Source organism: Pseudomonas sp. GM18, assembly GCF_000282195.1.
In the GTDB taxonomy this organism is placed as follows: domain Bacteria; phylum Pseudomonadota; class Gammaproteobacteria; order Pseudomonadales; family Pseudomonadaceae; genus Aquipseudomonas.
The window spans coordinates 21,123-34,628 of the sequence record NZ_AKJT01000028.1 but is presented as its reverse complement, the minus strand read 5'-3'; the positions used below and the strand labels follow the sequence as shown (position 1 = coordinate 34,628).

Annotated in this window: 15 protein-coding genes; 11 read left to right on the top strand and 4 right to left on the bottom strand. The window is 60.0% G+C overall.

What is annotated here, in order from left to right:
- The first annotated feature begins 85 nt into the window (after positions 1-85).
- Positions 86-628: a helix-turn-helix domain-containing protein gene (locus tag PMI21_RS20960; RefSeq protein WP_007935746.1), complete on the top strand. Its 543-nt coding sequence runs from the start codon at positions 86-88 to the stop codon at positions 626-628.
- A 57-nt stretch (positions 629-685) separates the two neighbouring features.
- On the opposite strand, the gene PMI21_RS20965 is transcribed toward PMI21_RS20960, so the two are convergent.
- Positions 686-1,717: a DUF4917 family protein gene (locus PMI21_RS20965; protein WP_007935743.1), complete on the bottom strand. Its 1,032-nt coding sequence runs from the start codon at positions 1,715-1,717 to the stop codon at positions 686-688.
- A 156-nt stretch (positions 1,718-1,873) separates the two neighbouring features.
- Between PMI21_RS20965 and yiaY the strand changes: the two genes are divergently transcribed.
- Complete coding sequence (yiaY, locus tag PMI21_RS20970; RefSeq protein WP_007935741.1) at positions 1,874-3,022, top strand: L-threonine dehydrogenase; 1,149 nt, start codon at positions 1,874-1,876, stop codon at positions 3,020-3,022.
- A gap of 111 nt (positions 3,023-3,133) precedes the next feature.
- Here the strand turns inward: yiaY and PMI21_RS20975 are convergent, their stop codons facing one another.
- Positions 3,134-4,369: an aminotransferase class I/II-fold pyridoxal phosphate-dependent enzyme gene (locus PMI21_RS20975; RefSeq protein WP_007935739.1), complete on the bottom strand. Its 1,236-nt coding sequence runs from the start codon at positions 4,367-4,369 to the stop codon at positions 3,134-3,136.
- A 240-nt stretch (positions 4,370-4,609) separates the two neighbouring features.
- Between PMI21_RS20975 and PMI21_RS20980 the strand changes: the two genes are divergently transcribed.
- The 4 genes from PMI21_RS20980 (at position 4,610) to PMI21_RS20995 (ending at position 9,245) form a co-directional block, all read left to right on the top strand.
- The gene (locus PMI21_RS20980; RefSeq protein ID WP_007935737.1) at positions 4,610-5,518 is read left to right on the top strand and encodes a LysR family transcriptional regulator; all 909 of its coding nucleotides are present in this window, start codon (positions 4,610-4,612) and stop codon (positions 5,516-5,518) included.
- A 189-nt stretch (positions 5,519-5,707) separates the two neighbouring features.
- Positions 5,708-6,901: a CaiB/BaiF CoA transferase family protein gene (locus tag PMI21_RS20985; protein WP_007935736.1), complete on the top strand. Its 1,194-nt coding sequence runs from the start codon at positions 5,708-5,710 to the stop codon at positions 6,899-6,901.
- Positions 6,898-7,824 carry a hydroxymethylglutaryl-CoA lyase gene (locus PMI21_RS20990; protein ID WP_007935734.1) on the top strand — a complete coding sequence of 309 codons (927 nt, stop codon included), beginning with the start codon at positions 6,898-6,900 and terminating at the stop codon, positions 7,822-7,824. The genes PMI21_RS20985 and PMI21_RS20990 overlap by 4 nt, the downstream gene beginning before the upstream one ends.
- Before the next feature lie 89 nt (positions 7,825-7,913).
- The gene (locus PMI21_RS20995; protein ID WP_007935733.1) at positions 7,914-9,245 is read left to right on the top strand and encodes an MFS transporter; all 1,332 of its coding nucleotides are present in this window, start codon (positions 7,914-7,916) and stop codon (positions 9,243-9,245) included.
- 96 nt (positions 9,246-9,341) lie between these two features.
- On the opposite strand, the gene PMI21_RS28680 is transcribed toward PMI21_RS20995, so the two are convergent.
- Together PMI21_RS28680 and relB are read right to left on the bottom strand one after the other, a co-directional pair.
- A complete protein-coding gene (locus PMI21_RS28680; RefSeq protein ID WP_081499462.1) occupies positions 9,342-9,626 on the bottom strand; it encodes a type II toxin-antitoxin system RelE/ParE family toxin in 285 nt (94 codons plus the stop codon).
- Complete coding sequence (relB, locus tag PMI21_RS21000) at positions 9,616-9,855, bottom strand: type II toxin-antitoxin system RelB family antitoxin (RefSeq protein WP_007935732.1); 240 nt, start codon at positions 9,853-9,855, stop codon at positions 9,616-9,618. The genes PMI21_RS28680 and relB overlap by 11 nt, the downstream gene beginning before the upstream one ends.
- 168 nt (positions 9,856-10,023) lie before the next feature.
- On the opposite strand from relB, the gene fos reads away from it, so the two are divergent.
- From fos to PMI21_RS21020, 5 genes are all read left to right on the top strand, one after another.
- Entirely contained in the window at positions 10,024-10,440 is a 417-nt protein-coding gene (gene fos / locus PMI21_RS21005) for a fosfomycin resistance glutathione transferase (RefSeq protein ID WP_007935731.1), read from the top strand.
- A gap of 62 nt (positions 10,441-10,502) precedes the next feature.
- Positions 10,503-11,141 carry a LysE family translocator gene (locus PMI21_RS21010; RefSeq protein WP_007935730.1) on the top strand — a complete coding sequence of 213 codons (639 nt, stop codon included), beginning with the start codon at positions 10,503-10,505 and terminating at the stop codon, positions 11,139-11,141.
- 103 nt (positions 11,142-11,244) lie between these two features.
- Positions 11,245-12,594: a sensor domain-containing protein gene (locus PMI21_RS21015; RefSeq protein WP_007935729.1), complete on the top strand. Its 1,350-nt coding sequence runs from the start codon at positions 11,245-11,247 to the stop codon at positions 12,592-12,594.
- 116 nt (positions 12,595-12,710) lie between these two features.
- On the top strand, positions 12,711-12,869 hold the full coding sequence (locus PMI21_RS28675) for a KGG domain-containing protein (RefSeq protein WP_081499461.1): 159 nt from the start codon (positions 12,711-12,713) through the stop codon (positions 12,867-12,869).
- A gap of 73 nt (positions 12,870-12,942) precedes the next feature.
- Complete coding sequence (locus PMI21_RS21020) at positions 12,943-13,446, top strand: DUF4142 domain-containing protein (protein WP_033063870.1); 504 nt, start codon at positions 12,943-12,945, stop codon at positions 13,444-13,446.
- The last annotated feature ends 60 nt before the right edge of the window (positions 13,447-13,506 follow it).

Here is a 13,506-nt window from a genome sequence, read left to right as displayed (position 1 = left end):
GCAAATGACACTAAAGAGGCTATATGACACTTTGTGTCATTGGCAAGGACAAATCGTTGCCTCCTTGATGGATTAATTGCTCTACATGTCTATCCGTTTGAAATTACTGAGAAAAAAACTTGGCGTGACGCTGGAGGCCCTGGCCGAAAAATCCGGCATGACCAAGAGCTATCTGTCGAAAGTCGAGCGCGGGTTGAATACCCCCTCGATCGCCGCTGCGCTGAAACTGGCCAAGGCGCTGAACGTGAAGGTCGAGGAATTGTTTTCCGAAGACAACGTCAGCCTCGACAGCTATAGCCTGGTGCGCAGCGACGAACGCCAGTCCCTGGCCGCCAACGACCAGAGCCCGGGTTATGCGGTGCTGGCCCATCAGGTCAGTGAACGCAGCCTGTTGCCGTTCATCATTTACCCGCCGACCGAGTTCACCGACAAAACCTTCAAGGAGCACCTGGGGGAAGAGTTTCTGTTCGTCCACGAAGGGCAGGTGGAAGTGGACTTCATGAACGAGCGGGTGCTGCTCAACCGTGGGGATGCGCTGCACTTCAATGCGCAGAAACCGCATCGCCTCAGGTCAGTGGGCGAGGTGCAGGCGCAGTTGTTGGTGGTGGTGCATAGCGCCGAAGAATAAGACGAATGGATAAACGCCATCGCGAGCCTGCTCGCGATGACATAAGTTCCGTCGCCGCTAAACCTCGACTGGAACTGTGAGCTTAGGGTTACCGAGCGCATGCGTCTTCGAATCAAAAAACCGCAACTCCACACCCGTCCCCTCGAACACCTTCGCGTAATGCCGCTTCTGATGCTGGATGAATGCCTTGCTGCGCGGGTAAATCGAGATCGCTACCACCTTCGGCTTCGCCTGGCGCAACGCATGAACGATGTGACTGTCCTGCTCGCCAAGGGCATGCCCGAAGATGCACAACCCGTCGCCATGGCCGAGTAACTGGTCATAGCAGAACGACAGGTAATCCGAACTGCGAATCGTCTTGAGCTTGTCTTGCGCCGGGCCTTCATTGACGAACAGCGGCACATCGTCGAGGGTCTTGATCGTATTGTTGATCGCGAAATTGCCGAGCAACGTCCCTTCGGTCGACATCAGTTTGCGTGCCGTGCCGTCCTGATTACGCACCAGATGCAAGCCGCCGTGCAGGTACAGCAACCGCGGCTTGTCGGTGGCGCTGGCGCTCAGATCGAAGCTCAGATCGAAGCCTGGCTCGGCACCCTGGAACAGATCGGTAACGACGTCCGGCCGATGCTGGATCGCCCAATAGCTGAGCAAGTCGTAGTTGGTGGTGAACACCGTCCGATAGCTGCCCAGTTCCTGATTGATCGTCGCCAGCGTCGAAGGCTTCACCAGCCGCCACGGAATGTGCACCGCGTGCACACTGTTGATCAGCGCTTCCTTGATCGCGTAGTAGCGATTGCGCGGTGCCGCGGAGCTGACGGCCAGGGCCTTGTTGACCCGGCTGGTGGTTTTCAGCGCGCCGAGAACCTGCTCGAAACTGCGCGTCTGCATCGCGTCGAACACGCTCAACTCGGACTGGCTCAGCGGCTTTTCTTCGACGGTGCGGGCATTTTCGAACAGCGAGTCGTAGCCGAAGTCATCCCACACGGCGCGGCTGGCGCCGTTACCCACCAGCAGGCCGCCGAACGAGGCGGTGGTGCGCAAGGCGTTCCAGTCTTCAAGTTGGGCATCGACATCCTGGAAATCGGTCATTGCGTTTGTCGTCTCGAAGCAAAAGGTCTGATGGACGGCGACTTTATCACGCCCGGGCGTTGAGCCAGATCAACATACCGCGTGACTGATCGGTCGACCCTGTGCGCACCCGCCGAATCGGCATTGCCGATTCGGTTTCAGCCAGGAGACTCGCGCATGAGCAGTACGTTTTTCATCCCCGCCGTGAACATCATGGGCACCGGTTGCCTCGACGAAGCCATGGACGCCATTGGCAAGTATGGTTTTCGCAAGGCGCTGATTGTCACTGACGCCGGGCTGGCCAAGGCTGGCGTGGCATCGAAGATTGCCGAGAAACTGGCGTTGCAGGACATCGACTCGGTGATTTTCGACGGCGCAAAGCCGAATCCGAGCATCGCCAATGTCGAATGTGGCTTGGGCTTGCTCAAGGAAAGTCGCTGTGATTTCGTGGTGTCTCTGGGCGGCGGTTCGCCTCACGACTGCGCCAAGGGCATCGCCTTGTGCGCCACCAACGGTGGGACGATTCGTGATTACGAAGGTGTCGATCGGTCGGCCAAACCCCAGCTACCGCTGATCGCGATCAACACCACCGCCGGCACTGCCAGCGAGATGACCCGTTTTTGCATCATCACGGATGAATCGCGCCACGTAAAAATGGCCATCGTCGACCGCAACGTTACGCCGCTGCTGTCAGTCAACGACCCGGAGCTGATGGTCGCCATGCCCAAGGGCCTGACCGCCGCCACCGGCATGGACGCATTGACCCATGCCATCGAAGCCTACGTCTCCACGGCAGCCAACCCGATTACCGATGCCTGTGCGCTGAAAGCCATCACGTTGATCAGCTATAACCTGCGCCTGGCCGTGCGTGACGGCAATGACATGATCGCGCGGGAAAACATGGCTTACGCGCAATTCCTCGCGGGTATGGCGTTCAACAATGCGTCCCTTGGCTACGTTCATGCCATGGCGCATCAGTTAGGCGGCTTCTACGACTTGCCCCATGGCGTGTGCAACGCGGTACTGCTGCCCCATGTGCAAAGTTTCAATGCGCTGGTTTGCGCCGACCGTCTGACCGATGTGGCCCGTGCAATGGGCGCTGACATTCGCGGGTTCAGCGCGGAAGAAGGGGCGCAAGCGGCGATTGTGGCGATCCGCAACCTGGCCAGGGACGTGGACATTCCCGCCGGTTTGCGTGAGCTTGGTGCCAGGCTCAATGACATTCCGGTTCTGGCCAGCAATGCGCTGAAAGACGCCTGCGGACTGACCAATCCACGGGCGGCGGATCAGCGGCAGATCGAGGAGATTTTCCGCAGCGCGTTCTAAGCGGTTCGACGGCCGGGCGCGAGCACTACGCAAAGCAACGCGCCAAGGCCAGCAAAGTGCATAACAGCGACAACGGCCATGCCCGCTGGCTGGTTTGATCTTCCCTGGATTTCAGCTGCCGATGTTCCGGCCGTGCGTGCGTAAAAGCTCGGTGATGAGTTCACAGAAATGGCGGATCAGCATCGTCTCCATGTCGGCGCGCAGGGTGATTCTGATGGCTGCCTTGCCTTGTGCAACCAATGGGAAAAAGACTGCCGAGGTGAAGAATCCGTGATTGGCCAGTTCAATGGCGATGTTGTTGGCCAGCGATGCCTCACCGCAATTGACCAGTCGAATCGCCATGTTGCTGTTGTGTTGTCCGGTTCGTATGAGGCTGTCAAAGAGGCGGATATTAATCTGAAGCTTTTCCTGCAGCGCGGCGAACTCCAGGGTGTGGTGTAGCTGGATGGATGCCCGGCCCGCGCCAATGGCTGCACTGTTGAGGCTTTGCGACCAGTTGCTGGGGCCGCCGTAACGCGCAATGAGCTTCTTCTGCCGTTCACTGCCCAGCATCACCAGACCGCCGCTGGCGCCGAACGACTTGGCCAGCGAGGCGACGATGAGGCAGTCATCATCCAGGGTATGCAACCTGGGACGCACAAGACCGGCGCCGAATGTTCCTACAGAGGAAAGTGCGTGGGAATCGTCCAGATAGAGAAACAGCCCATAACGGTCCTTCAGATACAAAAGGCTGTCCATGTCCGCAACCCCACCCATGCTGTAGGCGCCGTCGGCGACATACGCGACCCTGGTGTGCTGTTGACACAGCGTCTCGAGGAAGTCCATGTCGTTATGCGGGCACGTCACGACCATGGTTTCATCGGCACAGGCGGCTTTGAGGTGATTCATCGAGTCATGCGCCAACCGGTCGAAAGCCATCACGGGAGGGCGATTTTCCGTGAATACGCCGCTGGCCAGCAGTGGCAGGATCCCGGCACTCGCCGCGCTGCACGACAGAGTGCTCAGGCAACTGGCGCCGAACAACTCGGACAGTTCGGTTTCGTATTGGTCCAGAATCGCCAGCTTGCAGCGGCTCCTGGAATTGGCGATGCGAAGTGTGCCGGTTTCCCACAGCGTGGTCATGGCACCGTCGAGAATATCGGGATGGTGATCCAGACCCAGGTATGACGTCGTACAGAAATGATGAAACGCTCTCCCGTACTGATCGAGCATGCGGTTGGCACTTTTTATCTCAACGTTGAGCCCCGCGATTTTTCCGGTTTCGGCGGTCTCCCAATCATGGTCAGCCAATGAAACGAGTTTGCGGTAGTTGGTGAAGGTGTGCGCCGTGTACGGTATCTGGCTCATGTGTGAGTGACATTCCTTGAGTGAATCTATCCGTGGGTTTGTTGCAGTTTGTGTGTGTTGCCAGACTTTACAGAGAGTCCCGATGGGCTTTGAATCGGCTGTTTCCGGTAGTACTGAGAGTTGTACGAGAATTAGTTGTAGGGCGATGTCCCGGGGTGCTGTGCGTAATTGGATGGCGGACACGAATCTAATCCGGGCTATCCTGCCGACTCAGTCGAACCGAAATCATCGAGCCCTGCCATGCTGCAAAAAAGCCTGATCCGCCGCCTCGACCTGATCACTCTCCAGCTGTTTGTGGCCGTCCACGAAGAGGGCACCTTGACCCGCGCCGCCGCCCGCGAAGCGATCGCGGTGTCGGCGGCCAGCAAGCGTTTGATGGAGCTGGAGGAGGCGCTGGGCATCAGCCTGTTCGTGCGCCAGGCCAAGGGCATGACCCTGACGCCGGCCGGTGAAACCCTGCTGCACCATGCCCGGCAGATGCTGTTCAACGTCGAGAAAATGGGCCTCGAACTGGGCGAACACAGCCACGGTGTACGCGGTTATGTGCGGATGCTCGCCAACCTGTCGGCGATCATTCAATTCTTGCCCGAAGACCTGCGGGACTTTTCCGCGCGTCATCCGCAGGTCAAGACCGACCTCGAAGAGCGCCCCAGCAGCGGGGTGATTCAAGGCGTGCTCGATGGCGTGGCGGACCTCGGGATCTGCTCCAGCGACAGCGACGTCAAGGGGCTGCACAGCGTTGTTTATCGCCAGGACAAACTGGTCGTACTGATGCCGGCCGATCATCCGCTGGCGAGTCGTTCGGCCCTGGCTTTTGCCGACACGCTGGACAGCGATTACGTCGGTCTGCATGCGGCCAGTTCCATCAACATGCGCACCCATGCGGCCGCGCGCAAGGCCGGCAAGGTGCTGAGGCTGCGGATTCATGTGCCGGGGTTCGACGCCATGTGCCGGATGGTTCAGGCCAACATGGGCATTGGCATCCTGCCGCTGAAGGCCTACGAACTGTTTGGCCGGGCGCTGGGGTTGCACGCGGTGCCGCTGACGGATGACTGGTCGGATCGTGCGTTGATTCTGGTGGTGCGCGATGAAGCGGCGCTGTCGCCGGTGAGCCGGATGCTGTTTGAGCAGTTGCGTGGGCAGGTCTGACGGTTCTCGATTGCATGGGCGGGCCCCATCGCGATCCGACTTGCCCGCGATGGCTGACCTGAGATCACCATGATCCTCCAGCCAGGCATTCGCGTTTCGCGAACGGTCGTTGCCAACAGAAGGTTGGATTCCATGCCGCTCGGTCCTCTAGCCTTGGCGCATATTCCAAGAACAAGAGGTACCCCCGCGATGACTGCCCCCTTGAGTGCAATCAAAGTGATCGAGATCGGCACGCTGATCGCCGCGCCGTTTGCCGCGCGCATGCTGGCCGAGTTTGGCGCCGAAGTGATCAAGATCGAAGCCATGGGCCAGGGTGATCCCCTGCGCAAATGGCGCAAGCTGCACGAAGGCACTTCGTTGTGGTGGTACCTGCAATCGCGAAACAAGAAGTCCCTGGCGCTGAATCTGAAATCCCCCGAAGGTATCGAACTGGTCAAGCAACTGGCGACCGACGCCGATGTGCTGATCGAAAACCTGCGCCCCGGCGCCCTGGAGAAACTCGGCTTGGGCTGGGACGTGTTGCATGCCCTCAACCCCAACCTGACGCTGGTGCGCATTTCCGGTTACGGCCAGACCGGCCCTTACCGTGATCGTCCGGGTTTCGGGGCGATCGGCGAGGCCATGGGCGGGATTCGCTACACCACTGGCACCCCCGGTTCACCACCCGCCCGGGTGGGGGTGAGTCTGGGTGATTCCCTGGCTTCGCTGCACGCGGTCATCGGTGCCTTGATGTCGCTGTTGCGGGTCAAGACCGGGCAGGGTGGTGGGCAAGTGGTCGATGTGTCGCTGGCCGAAAGCGTGTTCAACGTGATGGAAAGCCTGGTGCCGGAATACGACATGCTCGGTCATGTGCGTGAGCGCAGCGGCGGGGCGTTACCGGGTATCGCGCCGTCCAATACTTATCTGACCGCCGACGGTGCCTACGTGGTGATCGCTGGCAACAGCGACCCGATCTACAAGCGCCTGATGGCGGTGATTGGCCGGGCCGACCTGGCCGAAGCGCCGGAATTTGCGCATAACGATGGCCGCGCCGCCAAAAGTAACGTGCTCGACGCAGCCATTACTCACTGGACCAGCAGCCTGCCGATCGATGAGGTGTTGGCGGCTCTGGAAGCTGCCGAAGTCCCGGCCGGGCGCATCTATTCGGTGGCCGACATCGTCGCCGATCCTCACTATCAGGCGCGGGGCATGCTGCTCAACGCCGAACTGCCCGGCGGCGCCACGGTGAAGATGCCGGGCATCGTTCCGAAAATGTCCGAGACCCCTGGCGGCGTGAACTGGTCGGGGCCGAGCCTGGGTCAGCACACCGACGGCATTCTCGCGGGGCTGGGCCTGACTGACCAGGACATCGAACGACTGAAAGCTGAAGGAGTGGTGCAATGATCACTGATTATTCCCAGGCGCTGATCGTTCAGGAAGTCTCCCCGCGTGACGGCTTGCAGATCGAGCCGACCTGGGTCGAAACCGTCGACAAGATTGCGCTGATCGATCAGTTGTCGCTGGCGGGGTTCAGCCGTATCGAAGCCGGTTCGTTCGTGTCACCCAAGGCGATTCCGGCGTTGCGCGATGGCGAGCAAGTGTTCAAGGGCATCGCCCGACAGCCGGGCGTGATCTATGTCGCGTTGATCCCCAACCTCAAAGGCGCACAACGAGCGCTGGACTCGGGGGCCGACGAGCTGAACCTGGTGATGTCCGCCAGCCAGACCCACAACCTGGCGAACATGCGGATGCGCTGCGAGGCTTCATTGGCTGCGTTCGGCGAGATCGTCGAGTTCGTTCGCGGCACACCGGTGCGGCTCAACGGCAGCATCGCCACGACCTTCGGATGCCCGTTCGAAGGCAAGATCGATGAGGACCGCGTGCTGCAGATTGTCGAGGCTTATCAGGCGCTCGGCATGACGGGCATTACCCTGGCCGACACCACCGGCATGGCCAATCCACGCCAGGTCGATCGCTTGGTGCGACGGGTGTTGCAACGGGTTTCACCGGCTGATCTGACCCTGCATTTCCACAACACGCGCGGCCTCGGTTTGTGCAATGTACTGGCCGCCTACGAGGCCGGTGCCCGGCGCTTCGACGCAGCCCTTGGTGGTCTTGGCGGTTGCCCGTTTGCACCGGGTGCCTCGGGCAATATCTGCACTGAAGATTTGGTCAACCTGTGCGACGAAATTGGTGTTCACACCGGCATCGACTTGCCGTTGTTGCTGAAGTTGTCCCGAGGCTTGCCCGCGTTGCTGGGCCATGAAGTGCCCGGGCAGCTCGCCAAGGCCGGACGTAATTGCGACCTGCATCCGACACCCTCCTGAACTCACCGAACAAACACCTACAAAAGCCACAACGAACCAGACAACAAAAACAATCGGACGCCTGCGGGAAGTCTGCCTGGAGAAACACGATGAGCCTCAATGTTCTGGAGGCGGGCGTGAGCCCGTCCGTTAGCCACGACGCCGAAAAAAACCTGGTCCGCAAAGTCGCCTGGCGACTGATGCCGCTGATCATGGTCTGCTACCTGTTCGCGTTTTTCGACCGCATCAACATCAGCTTCGCCAAGTTCCAGTTGCAGGCCGACCTGAGCCTGAGCGACACCGCTTACGGCCTCGGTGCCGGGCTGTTTGTAGTCGGTTATGTGATCTTCGAAGTGCCGAGCAACATGATGCTCTACAAGGTTGGCGCCCGGCGCTGGATCGCCCGGATCATGATGTCGTGGGGGCTCGCGACGGCGGCCATGGTCTTCGTCAATAGCGAATGGCAGTTCTACGCCCTGCGTTTCGTGATCGGTGCGATGGAGGCGGGTTTTGCGCCGGGCGTGTTGTATTACCTGACGCTGTGGTTCCCGCAGCACTATCGCGGGCGCATCACCTCGATGCTGTTTCTCGCGTCGGCGTTTGCCGGGCTGGTTGGCGCACCGTTCTCCGGGTTGGTGCTGCAACACCTTGATGGCTTCCTCGATATGCGCGGCTGGCATTGGCTGTTTCTGCTCGGTGGCGTGCCTTGCATCGGCCTCGGTCTGCTGGTGCTGACCTTACTCAAGGACCGCATCGAAGACGCCCATTGGTTGAGCCCGTCGGAGAAGACACTACTCGCCAGCCGTATCGCTCACCACGAACCCCACAAGAGCGGCGGCTCCTTGCTGGCCGCGCTGCGGATTCCGGGTTTCCTGACGTTGGGGCTGATCTACTTTCTGATTCAGGTGGCGTCCTACGGCTTGAATTTCTGGGCGCCGCAACTGATCCGTAGTGCCGGTACCGAGAGCCCGGTGATGATCGGCTTGCTGACCGCCATCCCCTACATCTGCGGCGCCATCAGCATGGTGGTGATCGGGCGGTTATCCGATGCTACCGGCGAGCGGCGCAAGTTTGTCGCAGGCCTGGTGGCAGTAGGGGCGGTGGGGTTCTTCTGCGCAGGAATCTTCGCCAACCACACGACTTTCCTGATTGTCGCCCTGGGCTTGCTCGGTGCCGGAATCATCGCGTCCATCCCGAGCTTCTGGACCCTGCCACCGAAACTGCTGGCCGGTGCCGGGGCAGGCGCCGCTGGCGGGATCGCGGTGATCAATACCCTTGGCCAGTTCGGTGGGATCGTCAGCCCGGTCATGGTCGGGCGGATCAAAGACCTGACCGGCAGCACCACCCCGGCGTTGTACGTCATCGGCGTCGCCGCGCTGATTGCCGCTGCGTTGTTGCTGTGGGGGTTGCCACAGAAGCTGCGCACGCTCGACAAATATTAAGTCGATTGTGGGGGCTTCGCGAGCAAACGAACGGGTGGGAATCAGGTGTGAACGGCTCGATCAGGGGATAGGGCTCGGTTGATGTTCCACCCAGTGCTACCACGTAGTGGGTGGAAGACGCCGTGTATGGAAGACTCGTAGTACCTGTAAACGCCCTTGGCGAACCCGATAGGGAATCAGATAGGGCCGGTCTGGCAAGACCCATTCCCGAGTGCCCGGTAGTCGACCTTCGCGGCCTGTAGCCGGGAAACGAGCAAGGTGATCGACGGAGGTGAGAATGGCCCTGACGAAGTCTGCTGCAGCCTGTGGATTTTCCATCGCCATGTAGGCGGCTTCGTCATCCAGATTCTTTAAAGCGGTACGCAACCACTCAACGCGCATTGGCTGTCCACTTGTCGGCGATTGCTTTCACTTCCTCGGGCGTTGCGAAGTCACCCGCGTCGGCTTCTTTCAGGGCTTTCTGAATCTCTTCGATTTGCCAGGCTTCCCGTGCCAGATATTCGCGCAGCGCATCCACGGCAAGAAATGACTTGCTGCGGCCTGTCGCTTTGGAAAGATGGGCGAGGGTATCGGCGATTTCGTCTGGCAGACGCAGCGACATGACGGACATGACAATCTCGATGTAGTGGTTTGTAATACAACATACTACAGCGTAATAAGGGGGTGGAGACCAGCCCCATTCGTCTGTCGTAACAATGGTCAGAAGCTGTGTCAGGCTCACTCTGAGCCAGACGTAAGCCAGGCATTGTTGCAGCAGCACTTATCGAGTACCAAACCCATGCTGACCGGCCTCAACCACCTGACCCTCGCCATCACTGACTTGAACCGCAGCGTGGCGTTCTATCGCGATCTGCTACAACTTCAGCTCGAAGCCACTTGGGACACCGGCGCCTATCTCTCGCTACCCGGTCTGTGGCTGTGCCTTTCTCTTGATCCACTGCGCGAGTCCGCACCGGCCGCCGACTACACCCATTACGCCTTCAGCCTCGAAGCTGTGGACTTCCTGCCGTTCGTCGAACGCCTGCGATCCGCTAACGTGCAGGAATGGCGGGATAACCGCAGCGAAGGTGCGTCGTTCTATTTCCTCGATCCGGACGGGCACAAGCTGGAGGCGCATGTCGGGGATCTGGCGTCGCGGCTGGCGGCTTGTCGGCAGCGGCCCTATGCGGGGATGAAGTTCTTCGACGATCAGTGAGTCGATGTTCGGGGGCCTGGGATAGAATTGCGCCCCTTCACCCGGCGTCCACAGGAATTCCCATGACTCCATCGCTGCTAATGGCCGTTCTCGCCTCGGGCTTCATTTATGGCATCACGCCGGGTCCTGGTGTGCTGGCGGTGTTCGGCATCGGCGCGGCGCGCGGACGGCGGGCCGGGGCGGGGTTTCTGTGCGGGCATTTGCTGGGCGACGTGGTCTGGTGCAGCACTGCACTGATCGCGATTGTCGGTGCGCGGGAAATCGGCAGCACCGCGTTCGATGTGCTGGGTGTGCTCAGCGGGCTTTATTTGTTCTGGCTGGGCCTGCGCGCGGTTCGCGCTCGTCGCGCCAGTGCCGAGGCGCCTCAGGGCCCGGCGCGGCAGCCGTTCTGGCACGGTATTCTGTTCGGCCTGACCAACCCCAAGGCATACCCGGTGGCGGTGGCGACGTTTACAGCGCTGTTGTCCAGCCGTGCAGAGTTGCTGCATTGGTCAATGTTGCCCTGGTTGATCATCTTGAGCTTCATTGGTGGCCTTTTGGCCTACGCTATTCTCATTGGCATCGTCGGTGCACGTCAGGTGCGCACGTTGTATCAGCGTCATGAACTGGCGATCACCCGCTTGTGCGGGGTCATGTTCATCGGTTTCGCCATCAATGCCCTGGTGCATGCGCTGCCGGGGCTGGTGACGAACAAGGCTTGAGGCTGAACGCAGGGAAGCGTCGGCTGCACAGTCATCGCTCGGGCGTATGACCGGTCAGGGAGGGTTGTTCAATGTTGCATTGTCCGGACATGCTCTCGGCATCATGGAAACCAGAAATTCCGCGCCACTGGCGAGCTACATCGACCTCTTGCTGGACGCCGTTTGTGCGGTGGACAAACAAGGTCGCTTCGTATTTGTCAGCGCGGCCTGCGAGCGTATTTTCGGGTACACCCCCGACGAACTGATCGGCCAGTCGATGATCGACCTGGTACATCCCGCCGACCGACAGCGTACCCTCGACGCCGCGCGGGAGATCATGGGGGGCGAGCCCAAGCTCAACTTTGAAAATCGTTACCTGCGCAAGGACGGTCGGGTGGCGCACATTCTCTGGTCGGCACGCTGGTCGGAGGTCGATCAGTTGCGTATCGCCGTGGCTCGCGATATCACCGAGCGCAAACAGGCCGAGTCCCGACAAGCGGCGCTGTATGCGATCTCCGAAGCGGCCCATGCGGCGGAAGATTTGCTGGCGCTGTTCAAACGCGTCCATTCGATCATTGGTGAATGGCTGCCGGCGTTGAATTTCTCCGTAGCGTTGTATGACGAGCACTGTGCGCAGCTGAATTTCCCCTATCACGTCGACGATCATGAGCCGCAGCCCGAACAGCCCGGGACTATTACCGGGCGTTTGTGCGCCGAAGTAATTCGCAGTGGCTTGCCGATCCTGCTGACCCCGGATCAGGACAATCCGCCTGAGGGGTTTGCAGCGCTGGTCGAGGGCCAGGATTCGCCCTGCTGGCTGGGCGTGCCATTGAATTCGCAGAACGGCACCATTGGCGCGCTGATCGTCAAAAGCATGCCGGGCGGCGAGCGTTACACCGAGCAAGACAAGGAGTTGCTGCAGTATGTTTGCGCCCAGGTCGCGACCGCGATCGAGCGCAAGCAATTGCATACCCGGCTCCAGCGCATGGCCCAGTACGACCAACTGACTCAGTTGCCCAATCGCGAGTTGCTGCGCGAACGCCTGAAAGCCTCGCTGGCGCTGGCCCGGGCAGACTCCGGTCGAATGGCGTTGCTCTATGTCGACCTTGACCGCTTCAAGCAAGTCAATGACACCTTCGGTCATGCGGTCGGCGACATGCTGCTGCAAGCGGTCGCCAATCGGCTCAAGGGCTGCGTGCGCGAAACAGACACGGTGGCGCGCATTGGCGGCGATGAGTTTGTCGTGTTGTTGCACAGCATTCACGCCGCCGAAGACGCCGAAAATGTGGCGGGGAAAATCCGCCAGGTGCTGGTTCAGTCCCTGCGTCTGGACGGGCACAACCTGACGATCCAGCCGAGCATCGGCGTGGCGCGATACCCCGAACATGGCACCGAAGAAAAGCAGCTGTTCAGGCATGCCGATGAGGCGATGTACGCCGCCAAGCGCCAGCACCATTCACGTCTCGGGGTCTGAAAATCCGTCACCGTTCGTCGCGGCGTTGCCAGGTTTTCTAAACCTTTTTGGGCATGGAAATTCATATCCTATGCGGGCGATTGCTCGCTGTGATCATCACCAAGAGGATGAGAACCATGCCTACTTCAAAAAATCCGAACCCGGGAGGCTTCGCCAACGATCGAACCAAGGCGTCTGAAGCGGGTCGCAAAGGTGGGAAAACCACCACGACGACCGTTGATAAAGACCCTTCGAAAGGAAGCATGGGCCGCAAAGGCGGTCAGAAGTCTCGGTAATAGGTGAAGGTGGTTTTGTTTAATGGACGGGGGCGCAAGCTCCCGTTTGAATTTCAAGAAGGAGGGCGCGACCATGAGCCGGATGGCCACCCGTTTACGCACTGCCGGTTTTGCCACGTTACTGGGCCTGTGCGCCAGCAGTGCCTTTGCCCAGTCTCCCGCCGAATTCGTCAATGAGGCGTCGGCCCAAGGCATGGCCGACATCGAAGCCAGCCGCCTGGCGCACCAGAAAACCGAATCCAAAGAGGTCAAGGATTACACCATCGTGGTGATCAACGATCGCACCACCGCCAACCAGCATCTGGCGAAAATTGCCAAGCAACTCGATTTACCGGTCGCGCCACGCGAAGAGGTGGTCGACAAGGCCAAAGCCTTGATGCCGGAGATTAAGGACGATACCTCTTTCGATCAGGCGTACGTCGACAGTCAGGTAAAAACCACCCAGGAAGCCATCGAGCAACTTCAACAACAAGCGCAGACCACGGACGTGCCGCAAATCAAAGCGTTCGCCGAAGAAACCCTGCCCAAGCTGCAAAACCACCTGCAAATGGCCAGGGCGCTGCAAGCCAGTCGTTAGTCAGCCTGTTGCGCGGGTGATCGGCGTCACCCGCGACATGGTTCAGCAGTGAACACGTAC

Coding starts and splice junctions, on each gene's coding strand:
- PMI21_RS21020 (WP_033063870.1), top strand. CDS start 12,943: ATGAGCCGGATGGCCACCCGTTTACGCACTGCCGGTTTTGCCACGTTA.
- PMI21_RS20980 (WP_007935737.1), top strand. CDS start 4,610: ATGCTGCAAAAAAGCCTGATCCGCCGCCTCGACCTGATCACTCTCCAG.
- PMI21_RS21010 (WP_007935730.1), top strand. CDS start 10,503: ATGACTCCATCGCTGCTAATGGCCGTTCTCGCCTCGGGCTTCATTTAT.
- PMI21_RS20990 (WP_007935734.1), top strand. CDS start 6,898: ATGATCACTGATTATTCCCAGGCGCTGATCGTTCAGGAAGTCTCCCCG.
- PMI21_RS28680 (WP_081499462.1), bottom strand. CDS start 9,626: ATGCGCGTTGAGTGGTTGCGTACCGCTTTAAAGAATCTGGATGACGAA.
- relB (WP_007935732.1), bottom strand. CDS start 9,855: ATGTCCGTCATGTCGCTGCGTCTGCCAGACGAAATCGCCGATACCCTC.
- PMI21_RS20965 (WP_007935743.1), bottom strand. CDS start 1,717: ATGACCGATTTCCAGGATGTCGATGCCCAACTTGAAGACTGGAACGCC.
- PMI21_RS20985 (WP_007935736.1), top strand. CDS start 5,708: ATGACTGCCCCCTTGAGTGCAATCAAAGTGATCGAGATCGGCACGCTG.
- yiaY (WP_007935741.1), top strand. CDS start 1,874: ATGAGCAGTACGTTTTTCATCCCCGCCGTGAACATCATGGGCACCGGT.
- PMI21_RS28675 (WP_081499461.1), top strand. CDS start 12,711: ATGCCTACTTCAAAAAATCCGAACCCGGGAGGCTTCGCCAACGATCGA.
- PMI21_RS20995 (WP_007935733.1), top strand. CDS start 7,914: ATGAGCCTCAATGTTCTGGAGGCGGGCGTGAGCCCGTCCGTTAGCCAC.
- PMI21_RS21015 (WP_007935729.1), top strand. CDS start 11,245: ATGGAAACCAGAAATTCCGCGCCACTGGCGAGCTACATCGACCTCTTG.
- PMI21_RS20960 (WP_007935746.1), top strand. CDS start 86: ATGTCTATCCGTTTGAAATTACTGAGAAAAAAACTTGGCGTGACGCTG.
- fos (WP_007935731.1), top strand. CDS start 10,024: ATGCTGACCGGCCTCAACCACCTGACCCTCGCCATCACTGACTTGAAC.
- PMI21_RS20975 (WP_007935739.1), bottom strand. CDS start 4,369: ATGAGCCAGATACCGTACACGGCGCACACCTTCACCAACTACCGCAAA.